18 protein-coding genes are annotated in these 17,362 nt (G+C 35.8%); 11 read left to right on the forward strand and 7 right to left on the reverse strand.

Features of this window, described 5'->3' with window-relative positions:
* Position 1: 1 nt before the first annotated feature.
* The 3 genes from secA to ACFSTE_RS03580 all read right to left on the reverse strand — a co-directional run bounded on the left by secA (position 2) and on the right by ACFSTE_RS03580 (position 4,522).
* A complete protein-coding gene (gene secA / locus ACFSTE_RS03570; protein ID WP_378256162.1) occupies positions 2-3,361 on the reverse strand; it encodes a preprotein translocase subunit SecA in 3,360 nt (1,119 codons plus the stop codon).
* A gap of 233 nt (positions 3,362-3,594) precedes the next feature.
* On the reverse strand, positions 3,595-3,816 hold the full coding sequence (locus ACFSTE_RS03575) for a DUF2795 domain-containing protein (RefSeq protein ID WP_006989959.1): 222 nt from the start codon (positions 3,814-3,816) through the stop codon (positions 3,595-3,597).
* Between the two features lie 130 nt (positions 3,817-3,946).
* Positions 3,947-4,522, reverse strand: coding sequence for a cob(I)yrinic acid a,c-diamide adenosyltransferase (locus ACFSTE_RS03580; protein WP_378256161.1), 576 nt, complete (start codon positions 4,520-4,522; stop codon positions 3,947-3,949).
* A 386-nt stretch (positions 4,523-4,908) separates the two neighbouring features.
* Between ACFSTE_RS03580 and recR the strand changes: the two genes are divergently transcribed.
* The 3 genes from recR (at position 4,909) to ACFSTE_RS03595 (ending at position 8,103) form a co-directional block, all read left to right on the forward strand.
* Positions 4,909-5,529 (forward strand): recombination mediator RecR, encoded by a 621-nt coding sequence (gene recR / locus ACFSTE_RS03585; protein WP_176029439.1) that lies wholly within the window; start codon positions 4,909-4,911, stop codon positions 5,527-5,529.
* 36 nt (positions 5,530-5,565) lie between these two features.
* Positions 5,566-6,678 (forward strand): glycosyltransferase family 2 protein, encoded by a 1,113-nt coding sequence (locus ACFSTE_RS03590; RefSeq protein ID WP_378297973.1) that lies wholly within the window; start codon positions 5,566-5,568, stop codon positions 6,676-6,678.
* 84 nt (positions 6,679-6,762) lie between these two features.
* Positions 6,763-8,103 (forward strand): dihydrolipoamide acetyltransferase family protein, encoded by a 1,341-nt coding sequence (locus ACFSTE_RS03595; RefSeq protein ID WP_176029441.1) that lies wholly within the window; start codon positions 6,763-6,765, stop codon positions 8,101-8,103.
* 90 nt (positions 8,104-8,193) lie between these two features.
* Here ACFSTE_RS03595 and ACFSTE_RS03600 read toward each other — a convergent pair whose 3' ends face one another.
* From ACFSTE_RS03600 to ACFSTE_RS03615, 4 genes are read right to left on the reverse strand one after another with little or no spacing between them, the layout of a single operon-like run.
* Positions 8,194-9,357 carry a metal ABC transporter permease gene (locus ACFSTE_RS03600; RefSeq protein ID WP_176029442.1) on the reverse strand — a complete coding sequence of 388 codons (1,164 nt, stop codon included), beginning with the start codon at positions 9,355-9,357 and terminating at the stop codon, positions 8,194-8,196.
* Positions 9,350-10,483, reverse strand: a complete 1,134-nt coding sequence (locus ACFSTE_RS03605) for a metal ABC transporter permease (RefSeq protein ID WP_176029443.1) — start codon at positions 10,481-10,483, stop codon at positions 9,350-9,352. The genes ACFSTE_RS03600 and ACFSTE_RS03605 overlap by 8 nt, the downstream gene beginning before the upstream one ends.
* A 13-nt stretch (positions 10,484-10,496) precedes the next feature.
* Entirely contained in the window at positions 10,497-11,234 is a 738-nt protein-coding gene (locus ACFSTE_RS03610) for a metal ABC transporter ATP-binding protein (RefSeq protein ID WP_176029444.1), read from the reverse strand.
* Positions 11,235-11,236: 2 nt separating this feature from the next.
* Positions 11,237-12,151, reverse strand: coding sequence for a metal ABC transporter solute-binding protein, Zn/Mn family (locus tag ACFSTE_RS03615; RefSeq protein ID WP_378256157.1), 915 nt, complete (start codon positions 12,149-12,151; stop codon positions 11,237-11,239).
* Between the two features lie 311 nt (positions 12,152-12,462).
* On the opposite strand from ACFSTE_RS03615, the gene ACFSTE_RS03620 reads away from it, so the two are divergent.
* The 8 genes from ACFSTE_RS03620 (at position 12,463) to ACFSTE_RS03655 (ending at position 17,266) form a co-directional block, all read left to right on the forward strand.
* Positions 12,463-13,149, forward strand: coding sequence for a metal-dependent transcriptional regulator (locus ACFSTE_RS03620; protein ID WP_176029446.1), 687 nt, complete (start codon positions 12,463-12,465; stop codon positions 13,147-13,149).
* 73 nt (positions 13,150-13,222) lie between these two features.
* Positions 13,223-13,999 (forward strand): 3'-5' exonuclease, encoded by a 777-nt coding sequence (locus ACFSTE_RS03625; protein ID WP_176029447.1) that lies wholly within the window; start codon positions 13,223-13,225, stop codon positions 13,997-13,999.
* Between the two features lie 43 nt (positions 14,000-14,042).
* The gene (locus ACFSTE_RS03630; protein ID WP_176029448.1) at positions 14,043-14,654 is read left to right on the forward strand and encodes a fumarylacetoacetate hydrolase family protein; all 612 of its coding nucleotides are present in this window, start codon (positions 14,043-14,045) and stop codon (positions 14,652-14,654) included.
* Complete coding sequence (locus tag ACFSTE_RS03635; protein ID WP_176029449.1) at positions 14,654-14,992, forward strand: Hpt domain-containing protein; 339 nt, start codon at positions 14,654-14,656, stop codon at positions 14,990-14,992. The genes ACFSTE_RS03630 and ACFSTE_RS03635 overlap by 1 nt, the downstream gene beginning before the upstream one ends.
* A gap of 2 nt (positions 14,993-14,994) precedes the next feature.
* Positions 14,995-16,233 (forward strand): CinA family nicotinamide mononucleotide deamidase-related protein, encoded by a 1,239-nt coding sequence (locus ACFSTE_RS03640; protein WP_378256154.1) that lies wholly within the window; start codon positions 14,995-14,997, stop codon positions 16,231-16,233.
* A gap of 427 nt (positions 16,234-16,660) precedes the next feature.
* On the forward strand, positions 16,661-16,897 hold the full coding sequence (gene rpmB, locus ACFSTE_RS03645) for a 50S ribosomal protein L28 (RefSeq protein WP_176029451.1): 237 nt from the start codon (positions 16,661-16,663) through the stop codon (positions 16,895-16,897).
* Positions 16,898-16,924: 27 nt separating this feature from the next.
* On the forward strand, positions 16,925-17,107 hold the full coding sequence (gene rpmG / locus ACFSTE_RS03650) for a 50S ribosomal protein L33 (protein ID WP_109437157.1): 183 nt from the start codon (positions 16,925-16,927) through the stop codon (positions 17,105-17,107).
* Between the two features lie 6 nt (positions 17,108-17,113).
* Complete coding sequence (locus ACFSTE_RS03655; RefSeq protein WP_176029452.1) at positions 17,114-17,266, forward strand: DUF4295 domain-containing protein; 153 nt, start codon at positions 17,114-17,116, stop codon at positions 17,264-17,266.
* Positions 17,267-17,362: the final 96 nt, after the last annotated feature.

Below are 17,362 nucleotides of genomic sequence, written 5' to 3' on the forward strand. Positions count from 1 at the left end.
ATTACTCTTCTATAAGAACCCATTCTCCTTTTTGAATTAAAGGAATGGCTTGTTTGTATTTTACGGTTTTGTTTTCTCCGCTCATTACATGCTTAATAGTCACCTTGTCATTACGTCCGATTTTAGGATGTTCTCTGGTGATAGTTTCTGTAACCTGCTGAGGCTGGCTTTGTGTTTGTCCGGCAGCACGATTCATGGCTGCACGCTCATCCATATTAGGGATCTCCTCTTTGGATGTTTCAAGATTTTCCCTCTTCTTTACCTGACGAGCCTCAGAGATATCCTCTGTATTTCCGGTTGGGAGCTCTCCTTTGAATAAGAAGGAGATTACATCTTTATTTACATTTTCGATCATGCTCTTGAAAAGCTCAAAAGCTTCGAATTTGTATATTAATAATGGGTCTTTTTGTTCATGAACAGCAAGCTGTACACTTTGCTTTAATTCATCCATTTTTCGAAGATGCGTTTTCCAGGCATCATCAATGATGGCTAAAGAGATATTTTTTTCAAAATCAGTAATCAGCTGTTTTCCTTCCGATTCGTATGCTTTTTCTAGATTAGTAGCAACATTTAAACTTTTTACACCGTCAGTAAATGGTACGAGGATTCTTTCGTAGTTGTTAGAAGGGTCTTCGTATACCTGTTTGATGACAGGAAATGCAGTTTCTGCATTGCGTTTCATTTTGTCTTGATAGTGTTGATAAGCATTTTTGTATACTTCTCCTGCAATTTTTTTCGAGTCCATTTTTTCGAACTCCTCAGCACTTACAGGGCTACTCATAGAGAAATAACGGATCAGTTCGAATTCAAAATTTTTGAAATCCTGAGCGCCTTTATTTGTTTCAGTGATTACCTCTGCGGTGTCATAAATCATATTAGCGATGTCTACTCGTAGTCGCTCTCCAAAAAGGGCGTGATATCTACGTTTGTAAACAACCTCTCTCTGAGCATTCATTACATCGTCATATTCCAGTAATCGTTTACGAACCCCAAAGTTGTTTTCTTCTACTTTCTTCTGTGCTCTTTCTATAGATTTAGAAATCATAGAATGCTGTATCATTTCTCCTTCTTTATGCCCCATTCGGTCCATCATTTTAGCAATTCTTTCCGATCCGAACAAGCGCATAAGGTTGTCTTCCAGTGAAACATAGAAAAGAGAACTTCCTGGGTCTCCCTGACGACCAGAACGACCTCTAAGCTGTCTGTCTACACGTCTGGAATCATGACGCTCTGTACCGATAATGGCTAGACCACCAGCTGCTTTTACTTCATCAGATAACTTGATATCTGTTCCCCTTCCTGCCATATTGGTTGCGATGGTTACAACTCCTGGGTTACCGGCTTCAGCAACGATATCCGCTTCTTTTTTGTGTAATTTTGCATTCAGTACATTATGCGGAACTTTTCTGATGGCAAGCATTCTGCTCAGAAGTTCTGATATTTCTACAGATGTAGTACCGATAAGCACAGGACGACCTGCTCTAGACAGGTTTGTAACTTCTTCTATAACGGCATTGTATTTTTCTCGTTTTGTTTTGTAGATAAGGTCTTCCTGATCTTTTCTGGCAATAGGTCGGTTCGTTGGAATTTCAACAACATCTAATTTGTAGATTTCCCACAGTTCTCCTGCTTCTGTTACAGCAGTACCAGTCATTCCTGATAACTTGTTGTACATACGGAAGTAGTTTTGCAAGGTAACTGTAGCAAATGTTTGAGTAGCATCTTCGATTTTTACATTTTCTTTTGCTTCAATTGCCTGGTGTAGTCCATCACTATAGCGACGACCATCCATGATACGTCCTGTTTGTTCATCTACAATTTTTACTTTGTTGTCCATTACAACATATTCCACATCTTTTTCGAATAATGAATATGCTTTAAGTAGTTGACGTAAAGTGTGAATACGTTCACTTTTTACACTGTAATCTCTAAATAGCTCTTCTTTTTTCTCGGCTTCTTCCTCTTTAGAGAGTTCCAGATTTTCGATTTTGGCAATTTCCATTCCTATCTGCGGTAGAACAAAGAAGTCAGGATCTTCTTTTCCGGATAAGAATTCAATACCTTTATCAGTAAGGTCTATTTGATTGTTTTTTTCTTCGATAACATAATATAGGTCTGCATCAATTTGGTGCATTTCCCTGTTGTTATCCTGCATGTAGAAATTCTCAGTTTTTTGAAGCAATTGCTTAATTCCTTCTTCACTTAAGAATTTAATTAATGCTTTATTTTTAGGAATACCCCTGTAGACTTGAAGTAACTTAAATCCTCCGTCTTTTGTGTTTCCTTCTTTGATTAATTTTTTAGCTTCGGCAAAGACCCCTGTAAGGAACTTCTGTTGAACAGAAACTATTTTTTCAATTTTTGGTTTTAATTCATCGAATTCATGTATGTCTCCCTTTGGAATAGGACCAGAAATGATAAGTGGTGTTCTGGCATCGTCAATCAATACAGAATCTACTTCATCTATAATCGCATAGTTATGAGGTCTCTGAACTAAGTCCTCTGGAGAGTGAGACATATTGTCTCTTAAGTAATCAAAACCAAATTCATTGTTTGTACCATATGTAATATCTGCATTGTAGGCAGCTCTTCGTTCAGGGGAATTAGGTCGGTGATTATCGATACAGTCAACGGTTAATCCGTGAAACTGAAACAACGGTGCCATCCACTCGCTATCACGACGCGCAAGATAATCATTAACAGTAACCAGGTGTACGCCATTTCCACTTAATGCGTTTAGGTAAACAGGAAGTGTTGCAACTAAAGTTTTTCCTTCTCCGGTTTGCATCTCTGCAATTTTTCCTTCATGCATGGCGATTCCTCCGATAAGCTGTACGTCATAATGAATCATATCCCAGGAAACTTCTTTTCCTGCGGCATTCCAGCTTGTTGCCCAAATCGCTTTTTCTCCGTCTAGTGTTACGTATTCTTTAGAGCCAGATAATTCACGATCATATGCAGATGCCTGTACAGTAATATTGTCATTTTTAGCGAAGCGCTTGGCAGTTTCTTTGACTAAGGCATAAGCTTCAGGAAGGATTTCAGAAAGTGTTTTTTCTACAATTTCGTAGGCTTCCTCTTTTAATTTATCGATTTCTGCATAGATATCTTCTTTCTTATCGATATCCTCTGTAGTGTTCGCTTCATTAGTAAGCGTTTCGATTTTATTTTTAACTTCGGACTGAGCCTCTTTTATTATGTTTTGAAAAGAAACAGTTTTTGCACGCAATTCATCATTAGATAAACCTTCCAGTGTCTTTTCGGCTTTTTTTATTAATTCAACTTTGGGTTGAATTTCTTTTATGTCTTTTTTGGATTTATCTCCAACAAATACTTTTAATACAGAATCTAAAATTCCCATAATTATGGTCGTGTGTTTTATCTAGTTCTTATACGTCTAACTAATAAAAATTATTGTGGCTACCCGAATTATTGTATAGTGCTATATAATAAGGGGGTAATCACCGTATAATTCCTAAGATTATCAAGTGTTATACAAAGCTTTGTATAAAACCGTGTCAAGGTCAGTATACAAGGCGTAATTTACGCAAAAAAAAAGCCTCTTTCGAGACTTTTAGCGCTATTTTCTATGTTTTAATATTCATCCTCGTTCCAAAGATAATCTTCGTCTGTAGGATAGTCGGGCCATATTTCTTCTATAGAATCATATGAGTCTCCTTCATCTTCTATTGATTGTAGGTTTTCTACAACTTCCAGAGGTGCTCCAGTACGAATTGCGTAATCTATCAATTCATCTTTTGTAGCCGGCCAAGGTGCATCACTTAAGTAAGATGCTAGTTCTAAAGTCCAATACATACGTTTACTGGTTTAATTTTTTGCAAAAATAAATTTTTAGTTCAAAAAGTCAAGTAAAAAATTAATTATTTAAACAATAATATCTAAGAACGTGATTTTTTGTTGTTTTTTAATACTCAGGTTTTTAGGCTTATGAATTCTTTGTAGGAATCCATTGTATTTCGTCAGCCTTTAAATCGTATGACAACTTTCGTGCCAGTACGAATAGGTAGTCAGATAGTCTGTTTAAGTACATCAAAGAAGCTTCTTCAAATGGTTCTAATTCATATAAGGCAGCTGCTAAACGCTCAGCCCGCCTGCATACACAGCGTGCAATATGACAGAATGACACAGTTTGATGTCCTCCGGGTAATACGAAATGTGTCATTGGTGGCAAGGCGGTATTCATTTCATCGATTTGTTCCTCAAGAAAGCTAATGTCTTCTGTAGAAATAGTAGGAATGTTTAGACGTTTTTCTCCGTTTTTTAATACTGCTTTTTCAGGATCAGTTGCTAATACAGCCCCAAGGGTGAAAAGATGATCTTGTATAGCGATCAAGTGCTTTTTTGTAGTCTCGTCAATGTCTTGATCCCGAATAAGACCAATATGAGAGTTTAGCTCATCGACAGTTCCATAGCTGTCAATACGAATGTGATGCTTAGGAACTCTGGTTCCACCGAATAAAGCGGTTGTCCCTTTGTCCCCGGTTTTTGTGTATATTTTCATTTCTGATTAAAAATTAGTGCTTTTGGTCTGTATAGATACTTATAAACTGTAAAATACTGTAAATAGTATATGGGGTAAAATAGAGAAAAAAACTAAAGTCTCTGATGTTTCTTCTTGGCGTAATTTTTTTTGAAATTCCGTTGTTCTCTGTGATAAAGTTTTTTTCGATTTCTTTTGGTGTTCCAAAGCACAATACCAAATAATATAGCGATTCCAATAATTGCCAGTACAAGTTGGGTCTCTTCGGATAAAGATGCTAGCATGTTTCTTTTAGTTTGAAGTAAAAATACTAAAATAGAATGAAATATATTATGGAGGTAGAGAATGGATAATTAAGCTTCTTTTTTATCAGGGAATAGTTCCAAAAACGTTAAATTTGCAGTGCTATGGAATTTTCTTCAAAACTGTTACAAAATGCCGTAAATGAAATGTCTCAATTACCTGGAATAGGGAAGAGAACTGCATTGCGATTGGTGTTGCATCTATTAAGACAACCGCCTACCCAAACAGAGTATTTGGTAAATGCCTTAAGGGAATTACGAACAGAAATAAAGTTTTGTAAAAAATGTCATAGTATAAGTGATATAGAAATATGTGAGATATGCAGTAATCCTAATAGAAAAAATACTGTTATCTGTGTTGTCGAAGATATTAGAGATGTAATGGCTATTGAAGCAACAAGTCAATACAGAGGGCTGTATCATGTATTGGGAGGTAAAATAAGCCCGCTAGATGGAATAGGACCTCAGGATTTAACGATTCAATCTTTATTGGATAAAGTGAAGTCTGGGGATGTTCAGGAGTTGATTTTTGCTTTGAGTGCTACGATGGAAGGAGATACAACCAATTTCTATATCTATAAGCAACTAGAAGGAACAGCGGTCAAAATATCAACAATAGCAAGAGGAATAGGAGTTAATGATGAATTAGAATATGCAGATGAAGTAACGCTGGGAAGAAGTATAATTAATAGAGTGCCGTTCGAAAATGCATTAAAAAATTCGTAAATTATAAAATAATATCTTCTGAAATTATCAATAGTTATAGTAAGCTTTAATGTTGAGTATTTCTTGCAGTTATGCCTGTTAAGTATTAAAGAAGCTATTCGCGGTCTGGAAGCGGAGATTATTGTGGTAGATAATAACTCTCAGGATGGTACTGTCACTATGATTCGACGATTGTTTCCAGAGGTTGTTTTGTTGATTAATACAGAAAATGTAGGGTTTGCACAAGCTAATAACCAGGGAGTAGCAGTGTCAAAAGGAGAGCAGATATGTTTTGTGAATCCGGATATAATGGTTCCCGGTGATATTTTTAAGAAATTATCTGAATTGGAAGAACGTTTGCCTGATGTAGGAGGAATAGGTCCTAGATTGATTGATGGAAGAGGGCTTTTTTTGCAAGAGAGTAAACGAAATATTCCAGCTCCTTTGATTGCTTTTCAGCGATTGTTTGGAATTCGGTCAGGAATCATAAAAAAATATTATGCGAGTCATATTTCTGAAAAATCATTAGGAGCTGTAGAGGTATTAACAGGTGCTTTTTTGTGGATAAAAAAAACTGTTTTTCAGGAGATAGGAGGTTTTGATACAGCATATTTTATTTATGGAGAGGATATTGACTTAGCATATAGATTAAAAAAAGCAGGGTATCAAAATTATTACTGTGGAAAAGTAACTGCGGTTCATTTTAAAGGAGAGAGTACGAAACTGACCAGTTTTTATAAAAAACAGTTTTATACTGCAATGACTATTTTTTATAAAAAACATTTTAAGACCAATTGGTTGTTAGATCGGATTGTTTGGGTTGGGGTGTCTTTTGTGTCTTCTGTTCAATTTTTGTTTGATAAGAAAAAAGATCTCCCCAAAAATAAAGAGCTTATGCTGGTGTCTCAAAATCAGAAGTTGGTCATAAAAATAGAAAAAGCAGTAAAAAAAGAAGTAGCGTTAGCAACATTGAATCAATTACCTGATTTGGGAACTAATAATATCGAAGTTATCTTTGACGGTGATTTTGTAAGATATGATGAGATGATTTCTGCAATGCAATCGAATAATACACATGCAATTACCTTTAGAATTCGTCCTCGGAATGAATGCTTTTTTTTAGGAAGTGATTGTAGTAGTAATCACGGCGAAGTTGTTTTGCTGGGATAAAATAATAGATAAAAAACAAAATAAAAGGAGAATTTTAATTAAATTCGCAAAAATAATAACCAATAAATACTTTTGATTAAGAATATGGCAAAATTTGAGCTGAAACTTCCGAAAATGGGTGAGAGTGTTGCAGAGGCAACGGTAACTACTTGGTTAAAAGAAGTAGGAGATACTATTGAAATGGATGAGGCAGTGGTAGAAATCGCTACAGATAAAGTGGATAGCGAAGTACCAAGTGAGGTAGAAGGTGTGTTGGTTGAGAAACTGTTTGATGTAGATGATGTAGTAAAAGTAGGAGAAACAATTGCTATTATTGAAATAGATGGAGAGGGCGTTGTAGCGGAAACTCCTGCCGCAAGCAAAGAAGTAGTAAGTGAGCAACCAGAAGAAGCAGTAGTACTGGAAGCAGGAATAGAAGAAGTTGCATCTTCAAAGCAAATAGATTTTAGTAGCTCTAATAAGTTTTATTCTCCGTTAGTTAAGAACATAGCAGCAACGGAAGGAGTGTCTATAGAAGAGTTAGAAAGTATTCATGGTACCGGAAAGGATAATAGAGTCACAAAAGACGATATTCTTTCGTATATAGAAAAAAGGAAAGCAGGAGTAGTAGCTAAAGAAGTACCTGTTGCTAATGTAGAAAAAGAAGCAGTTGTTAAACCAGCAAATGCCGTAGCGGTAAAAACAAAAACTCCTGATCCGGTGATTCCTGTTTCTGGAGAGGATGAGATTATCGAGATGTCCAGAATGGGGAAACTAATTGCGCATCATATGATTGATTCTGTACAAACTTCTGCTCATGTTCAGTCATTTATTGAAGCGGATGTTACCAATATCTGGAACTGGAGAAAGAAAGTGAAAAACGAATTCCAAAAAAGAGAAGGAGAGAATATAACATTTACTCCTATTTTTATGGAAGCAATAGCAAAGGCATTAAAAGATTTTCCAATGATGAACATCTCTGTTTCTGGAGATAAAATCATCAAAAAGAAAAATATAAATCTTGGAATGGCTGCTGCATTACCTGATGGTAATTTGATCGTTCCTGTTATTAAAAATGCAGACAGGTTGAATTTAGTAGGGATGACCAAAGCTGTAAATGATCTAGCTGGTAGGGCAAGAAATAATCAGTTAAAACCAGATGATATTCAGGATGGAACATATACAGTGACTAATGTAGGGACTTTTGGTAGTATTATGGGAACTCCGATTATTAATCAACCACAGGTAGGGATTTTGGCATTGGGAGCTATTAGAAAAGTACCAGCGGTTATAGAAACACCAGAAGGAGATTTTATAGGAATACGCTATAAAATGTTCTTATCACATTCTTATGATCACCGTGTGGTAAATGGAGCTTTAGGAGGACAATTTGTTCTAAGAGTAAAAGAATACTTAGAAGATTGGGATGTAAACAGAGAGTTCTAATCATCGAATCTAAAATATGAAGGAATCAGGATCGTTACGTAACTATCCTGATTTTTTTTTGAATTAAAATGTCTGGAATGTAGAAGTTTTTTATCCCCGAAACAGGAAAAAACGATCTTTCATGTGTTCTATTTCTGTGTTTTTTTCTTTAATAATGTAGTTGATCGCCTCTTTGGTAAATTTCTTTCCTTTAGGGGTAAGAGAGATGATATCATCAGAAATATGAATCATATTATTCTTTAGGGCGAGGTCTAGTACAGATTTAGAAGTAACTTTTTGCCAGTTGATATGCTCGTTCAGGTGGTCGATATGACATTCTTTAGGGTCATCGCTATGATTTCTGATATGCAATAAAAAAGTGAGGAGGGATACTTCGATACGTTGCTGTTTCTGACGGTAAAGTACAGTAAAAAGCCCTTTGTCAGGAGCAAAAAGATAAGCAGCTAAAAAGATGACTCCCAAAACGGTTGTCATAGCCCCAGAAATGGATGTGTCTAACAAATGTGCGATCCAGTAACCAGATAAGGCGGCGGATATGCCAAATATACATGCCAGACCAATCATTTTTTTTAGGTCATTTGTTAATAGATAGGCGGTGGCTGCAGGAGCAATCATAAGGGCAATTACTAAAATGGCTCCAACAGCATCAAATGCTCCGACAGTGGTAACAGATGAGATCGTCATTAATCCATAGTGAATAAGGACAGGAGAGAATCCTAAAGAAGCAGCGAGTCCTTTGTCAAAGGTGCTTATTTTTAATTCTTTGAAAAAAGTGAAAAGCAGTATGATGGTAACTAACAATATAATTCCAATGGTCCATAAAGATTTAGGACCAAGATCAGTATCGTTGATAAGTATCCTGTCAAAAGGGGCAAATGCTAATTCTCCTAGTAAAACAGCGTCGATATCCAGGTGTACATCATTGGCATTTTGAGCGATGAGGATCACTCCTATGCTGAAAAGTGCAGGGAAGACTAAGCCAATGGCGGTGTCCTCCTTAACGAGCCCTGTTTTTTGAATAAATTCTACAAGAACGACTGTTAGAACTCCGGTAGCCGCTGCGAGAATGATGAGAAGAGGAGATGATAAATCATGAGTGATAAAAAAACCGAGGACTATACCGGGAAGGATAGAATGGCTAATCGCATCAGTAATTAATGCCATTTTTCTGAGAACTAAAAAAGTTCCCGGAATAGCACAGGCAATAGCAACCAGACAAGCGATTAATTGTATTTCTATTTGGATATTACTCATTTTCCGGATCAGTTGTTAGTTGATTGTATAAGTTAGCAGCCGTTTCATATCCCAAAGTGGTTAATGACCACATATTTCCTGAGATGGTAATAAAATTTTTGTCTTCCAGTTTTTTTAAAGACTTTTTGGTGAATCCCTGAAAGTTGTTTAGGATTTTTATAGCATGAGGGTGAGATTTGTTTTCATGAGTACTGGCAATATTGTACATAAATGACAGTGTTTTGTGTAGTTGTAGGTCATGTCTGTTTTTTCTAAATCTGATTTCTCGAAAAAGTAACCCTCTTCCTGGGGAGAAAATAAAGGAGACCAGAACAAAAATGGCTGCAATTAAAACAATGACAGGTCCTGTCGATAAGTTGTTGCTCGAAGCACTGATAGCAGTTCCGATAACCCCGGAAGAAGCACCAAAGACAGCTGCGATAATGATCATGGTGGCTAAGTTATTTGTCCATTGTCGGGCAGCAGCAGCAGGAGCAAGAAGCATGGCGCTCATCAGGACTACTCCAACAGTCTGTAGCCCCAGTACGATTGCAATAACAATAAAGGTTGTTATTAAGATATCCAGAAAACGGGTGTTGAATCCAAGTGTTTTCGTATAATCTTCATCAAATAATAACAGTTTTAGTTCTTTCCAGAAAATTAGCAGGATAAACAAGCATATTCCTGTGATTATTGCCATGAGCCAAACATCACTCTCTAACAAGGTTGCAGCCTGACCAAATAAATAATTTTCTAAGCCTGCCTGATTGGCGTTAGGGAGTTTTTGGATATAGGTGAGCAAAAGCATCCCCAAACCAAAAAACAAGGATAGGATTAACCCAAGCGCAGTGTCAGATTTTAGATGTGTTTTTTTTATAATTCCGCGTATCCAGAACGAACCGATAAGACCACTTACTAATGCGCCTATCAATAAAATAGCATTGTTTTTTGTACCTATAATAAGAAAAGCAATTGCGATTCCGGGTAATGAAGCGTGTGAAATAGCGTCTCCTAAAAGACTTTGTTTTCTCAATACAGCAAAACTACCAAGCATTCCACAAATAGCCCCGAGAATCGCAGTTCCCAAAGTAATTGTTCTCAAGGTGTAATCAGTTACAAGTAATTCTATGTATTCTGTAATGTTCATGCTGTGGTTGTTTTTATCCTAGAATACTTACTTTGTAATTGATTCCATATGTTTTGGTTAGGTTGTCATCATTAAAAATATCTTTGACAGGACCAGTAGCTATTTTTTTTACATTAAGAAATGTAACCCAATCAAAATATTCAGGAACAGTTTGTAAATCATGATGGACAACGATCACTGTTTTTCCTGATTTTCTGAGTTCTTTGAGAATGTTGATAATTGCTTTTTCGGTAGTAGCATCTACTCCTTGAAAAGGCTCATCCATAAAATAGATTGCTGCATTTTGAACCAGCGCTCTTGCTAAAAAGATACGCTGTTGCTGTCCTCCTGATAATTGACTTATCTGACGACTTCTGAAACTGAGCATTCCTACTTTTTCCAGAGCTTCTAAGGCAGCCTTCTTTTCTTTTTTTCCGGGACGTTTGATCCATCCTAGACTTCCGTAAGTTCCCATCATTACCACATCTAAAGCTGTCGTAGGGAAATCCCAGTCTACACTCCCTTTTTGAGGGACATAAGCAACTAGATTTCGATTTTTGCGATACGGTTTTCCATAAATCTGTACACTGCCGGCAATAGGATCAATAATATCGAGGATTGATTTGATTAAAGTAGATTTTCCAGCACCATTAGGACCGACTATGGCCATTAAAACCCCTTCTGGAATAACTAAATCGATATCCCATAATACAGGCTTATAATTATAAGCAACCGTTAAATCATCTATTCTAACAGCAATAGTTTCTTTCATAATTATTGTAGTGAATTAACAATTGTATTGACGTTGTATAAAAACATGCCTGTATAGGTTCCTTCTTTAGTGTCTGGGTTACCTAATGCATCTGAATATAAGGTTCCTCCGATAGTTACTTTATGATTTTTAGAGGTTACAGCAGCCTGTAGTGCTTCAATAGTTCGTTTAGGAACAGAGCTTTCTACAAAAATAGCTTTTACCTTTTTTTCAATAATTAAGTTCGCCAATCGCTGTACGTCCTGTACGCCTGCTTCGGTCGCTGTAGAAATCCCTTGTAATCCGATTACTTCAAAATCGTACGCTTTTCCAAAATAACTAAAAGCGTCATGAGCAGTTACTAAAACTCTTTTTTCTTGAGGTAGCGTGTTAATGATTTGCTTGATCTCTGTGGCTAAAAGGGTTAGTTTTTTTAGATATATATCCTTGTTTTTTTCAAAAGCATCTGCATTTTTAGGATCTGCCTTTTTTAATTCCTGAGTTGCGTATTGTACTACCTCTTTCCAATTGTTAATATCGAACCAAACATGAGGGTCATAATTAGAAGCAAAATAATCAGAGTCAATCAGCGCTTCTTTTTGTAAAATATTCGCAAGTGCTACAGTTTTGATTTGCTGGTGCTTCATTTTTTCAAAAATTGCTACCAGTTTCCCTTCTAAATGTAATCCGTTATAGAAGATGATATCTGCATTGATTAATTTAGAAACATCTCCCTCTGTGGCTTTGTATAAATGAGGGTCAACTCCTGTTCCCATCAGGCCGTCTACCTGGATTAAGTCTCCTCCTATATTATATAAGATATCAGTAATCATAGATGTGGTAGTGACTACATGAAGTTTTTCCTTAGGTGTTTTTTTATTTGAATTACAAGAGAAAAGAGAAAGGGTTATAAGGAGTAGAAGGGTGATTTTTTTCATGTCTGATTAAATAATAGTGATTAAATACGCTTAGGGGATAGCTTTCTTATTAATAATATGATAACTGAAAGGAGAAGTAAATCGTATAAAGGGGAGGAGATAGGACTTCTCTTTTGTTTTTAAAATTTTTTTATAAATAGAGAAAAGACTTGTTAACTTTTTCGGAATAAATAAGGGGTGAGGGGATTTTTCTCGATAGAAAATAAAAGATATTCCGTACAAGTTGAAAAAAACGAACGAAACGATCTTAAGTAATTGCATTCGGTTTAGTAAATTTGCCTTTTAATGGTACAAAATTAAAAAAGTTAGCTATGACTAACAAAGGGAATTTGCATAAATTAACAAAAAGTGAGGAGGATTACCTAAAAGCCCTTTTTCAATTGCTTATTGATGAGGGGTTGGAGAAAGTAGGTAATAATCAATTGGCAGATCACCTCAATGTATCTCCTGCTTCGACCAATAATATGGTGAAGAAGCTAAAAGCGAAGGGGTATGTAGTGAGTGAAAAATATACAAAATTAGACCTTACAGAAGAAGGGAAGCGAATTGCTGTAAGGCTGATAAGAAAGCATAGGTTGTGGGAGACATTTTTATGTGATTATCTCAATTTTACTTGGGATGAGGTACATGAAGTGGCAGAGCAAATGGAGCATATTAATTCTCCGAAGTTAATTGATGAGTTAGATCGCTTTATGAATTACCCCAGAAGAGACCCACACGGGGAAATTATACCGGATGCAGACGGGAAGTACTCTATTCAACCAAAAGTAATGCTGTCTTCTCTGTCAGAAGGAGATGTCTGTCAGCTTGTATCTGTTAATGATGGTTCTGTGACTTTTCTTAGGTACGTGTCAGAGATAGGACTGGTGCTAAGCAGTAAAATCACCATATTAGAAATTAGAGACTTCGATAACTCTATCAGAATTCAGTTTGATGATAGGGTAGAAACAGTCACAAAAAAGTTTGCAGATAACGTATTTGTGAAAATTAGTAAATAGATATACTAATTAAGATAAATAACGTTTGAGAATGTAATGAATACCTTATATATTTGGGATACACAATCAATTTATGGAGCTTAATTTAAAAAAACCGATATGTTTTTTCGATCTTGAAACAACCGGGGTTAATATAACGAAAGATCGTATTGTCGAAATTTCAATTCTAAAAGTATTTCCGAATGGAAATAAAGAAAGTAAAACATGGCTGGTAAATCCTGAGATGCCAATTCCTCCTGCTACCACTGAGATTCATGGGATTTCGGATGAGAAAGTCGCTAATGAACCTACTTTTAAGCAACTGGCTTCAAAAGTACATGAGATGATCAAAGGCTGTGATTTAGGAGGGTTTAACTCGAATCGATTTGATATTCCATTATTAGCAGAAGAGTTGTTGAGAGCAGGATATGATTTTGATATGAAAAATACTGTAGGGGTCGATGTACAGACGATTTTTCATAAAATGGAAAAGAGAACCTTATCAGCAGCCTATAAGTTTTATTGCGATAAAGATTTGGAAGGAGCACATTCTGCAGAAGCCGATACGATGGCGACATATGAAGTGCTAAAAGCTCAGTTAGATCGCTATCCGGAACTAGAGAATGATACTAAATTTTTAGCAGATTTTAGTTCTAGAAATCAGTTTGCCGATTTTGCTGGTTTTATAGCTTTTAACAATAAAAAAGAAGAAGTGTTTTCTTTCGGAAAACACAAAGGAAAACTTGTAGCACAGGTACTCGAAGATGAGCCTGGGTATTTTGGATGGATTCAGAATGCAGATTTTCCATTGTATACAAAAAAAGTATTGACGGCTATTCGTTTGAGGAAATTGAATAATAGCTTTAAATAAAAAGAAGGAGAAAGTCCTTTTTTATGAAATAGTAAAAAAATAAATGAAGCTTATTTGTATTGGTCGTAATTATACGGATCATATAGAAGAATTAGAAAATGAAAAACCAAAAGATCCGGTAATTTTCTTGAAACCTGATACTTCTATCTTATTAAAGAAACAACCTTTTTTTATACCTGATTTTTCTGATGAAGTGCATCATGAAGTGGAGATTTTGGTAAAAATCAATCGGATTGGGAAATATATTGATAGAAAATTTGCTCATAAGTATTATGATGAAATTGGTTTGGGAATTGACTTTACGGCTAGAGATCTGCAGCGAGAATTAAAAGAAAAAGGATTGCCTTGGGAAAAGGCTAAATCATTTGATGGTGCTGCAGTAATAGGGAAGTGGGTTTCTAAAAATGAATTCGAAAATGTAGATGCAATTGACTTCTGTTTGAAAAAAAATGAAGAAGTCGTGCAGCAGGCAAATACAAGTCTTATGTTGTGGAAGATTGATGAATTAATAGAATATGTGTCAAAATATTTTACTTTAAAGATAGGAGATATTATATTTACAGGAACGCCTTCTGGAGTTGGAGCAGTAAAAGCAGAGGATAGATTAGAAGGATACATCAATAATCAGCAGTTTTTTTCAATACGAGTAAAATAATGGAAAAAGGATATAGTTTAGAAAAAGTGAATGAATTATCGGGAGGAGATACAGAATTTGTGTCTGTTTTAGTACAGACATTTTTAGAAGAAATTCCTCAGGATTTGGATAAGATGGTTCATGCAGTAAATTCGGATGATCCTCCTCAGGCATATCAGTATGCGCATAAAATGAAACCAAATCTTCAATTGTTTGATATCGATCTTCTATCGTATATAAAAGAAGTAGAAGCTTGGTCTAAAACCAATAAAACAAAAGAAGAGATTTCGATTGTTATAGAGCATATAGTTGCTACTATAAGTAAAGCAATTTCTGATCTCAAAGCAGATTTTGAATAATAATGCAAGCAGAAATTATAACGATAGGAGATGAAATTCTTATCGGTCAGATTGTTGATTCAAATTCTTCATTTATAGGGCGAAAGCTTGGCGAGATAGGAATTGATGTAGCTCAAATAACTTCCATTAGTGATCAACGAGAACATATTTTAACAGCTATGTCAGCAGCGGCGGCTCGTGTAGATGTAGTGCTCATAACCGGTGGTTTGGGACCTACAAAAGATGATGTTACCAAAGCGACTTTATGTGAGTTTTTTCAAGATTCATTGCAGGAAAATGAAGAAGTTCTGGCGCATATAGAAATGTTATTCACTACCTATTTGAAAAAACCAACTTCAGAATTAAATAGATTGCAGGCAATGGTGCCTAGTCAGGCTATAGTGCTAAAGAATGAATATGGAACTGCTCCTGGAATGTGGATGGAAAAAGACGGAACAGTATTTATAGCTATGCCGGGAGTGCCTTTTGAGATGGAAAACATCATGCTGTCAGGAGTATTGCCCCGGTTGCAAACAAAATTTGAACGTCCTTTTATTTTGCATACCACAATCCAGACCTATGGAATAGGAGAGAGTGATCTGGCAATGCAGTTAGAAGATTGGGAGGATAACTTACCACCCTTTATAAAATTAGCATACTTGCCTCAATTGGGTAGAGTGCGGTTGCGTTTATCAGCCAGAGGAACAGATCAAAAACGTATAGAAGAAGCAGTAGCTAAAGAGATTGCTTCTCTTCAGAAATTGATAGGTACTTCTATTGTTAGTATAGGAGAGGACCCTATAGAAAAGCGTATCGGAGCTCTTTTGAAAGAAAAAGGCTATACCCTTGCTGCGGCAGAAAGTTGTACAGGAGGTAAGGTAGCGCATACTATATCGGCAGTAGAAGGTGCTTCTGCTTATTTTGTGGGAGGGATTGTCTCATATGCAACCAGAAGTAAAACAGAAGTACTTGGAGTAGAAGCTTCCTTAATTGAACGTTATTCAGTAACTAGTATCGAAGTAGCCGAGCGTATGGCATTAAAAGCTAAAGAAAAGTTTGGAAGTGATTATGCGATAGCAACAACAGGTAATGCAGGACCTGATAAAGGCGATGGAGATGTTGAAGTAGGAACGATTTTTCTAGCTGTAGCAACACCGGATGGAGTGTCTTCTAAAGAAGTTCGTTTTGGGAAAAACAGAGCTCAGAATGTAGCAAGAGCTGTTAATAAATCCCTTGAGATGGTATTTAATCTATTAAAATAGGAAACGTGTTTCCGAACTCTCTTTTTAGAATAGAAACATGTTTTGAGTAGTTGTTTGCTGTGTTCTCCAGCTCCGTATGATGTATAGGGAACAATTATTAGTTTGCGGCTTATTTTGGGGTTGTTACATCTTGATTATTGTATAAAAAAGAACGAGTCATCAAAGATGACTCGTCCAAATGTACTACTTAATACCCCATATCAAGTATCTGTTAGCTTCTATCAGCTATGATAAACTAACAGGAGCAAAATTAAGCGCTTTATGGAGTTGTGCAAACAGGTGAAAATACCTGTTTTTGAAATTTAGTAGGTAATCAGAAAAAAAAGTAGGGATTAATATTAAAAAAGATAGAAGTATTATTGGTTGTTAGGTAAAAAATTTGTTAATTTGCACCCTGTTTTGAAATAACACCAAAATTTAGAAAGAGATGTCAAGAGTTTGCGAACTTACAGGTAAAAAAGCGATGGTAGGGAACAATGTTTCTCACGCGATGAATAAAACGAAACGTAAATTTAATGCTAACTTAATTAAAAAACGTTTTTATATTCCAGAAGAAGATCGTTGGGTAACACTTAAAGTTTCTGCAGCGGCATTAAAAAATATAAACAAGAACGGGATTTCTGCTGTATTAAAAGAAGCGAGAGCCAAAGGTTTCTTTAAATAATCAATCCTTTATTAAAGATATAGAATAATGGCAAAGAAAGGTAATAGAGTTCAGGTTATATTAGAATGTACAGAGCATAAAGCAACTGGTAAGCCAGGTACTTCTAGATATATTACTACAAAAAATAAGAAAAATACTCCTGATAGAATTGAGTTAAAGAAATTTAACCCTGTTCTTAAGAAGATGACTGTTCATAAAGAAATAAAATAAGAAAAGATGGCAAAGAAATCAGTAGCATCGTTACAGACTAAGTCGAACAGGTTAACTAAAGCCATAAAAATGGTTAAGTCACCTAAGACTGGCGCTTATACTTTTGTGGAATCAATCATGGCTCCGGAAGCAGTGAATGACTTCTTAAAGCAAAAATAAATTCGCACTTAAAATATTTCAAAAAGAAGCCGTTTCAATTTTATTGGAATGGCTCTTTCTTTTTATATTTATACGCAGATAAATAATGTCTGATAG

It is taken from the genome of Aquimarina hainanensis, from assembly GCF_042684685.1.
GTDB lineage: Bacteria > Bacteroidota > Bacteroidia > Flavobacteriales > Flavobacteriaceae > Aquimarina > Aquimarina hainanensis.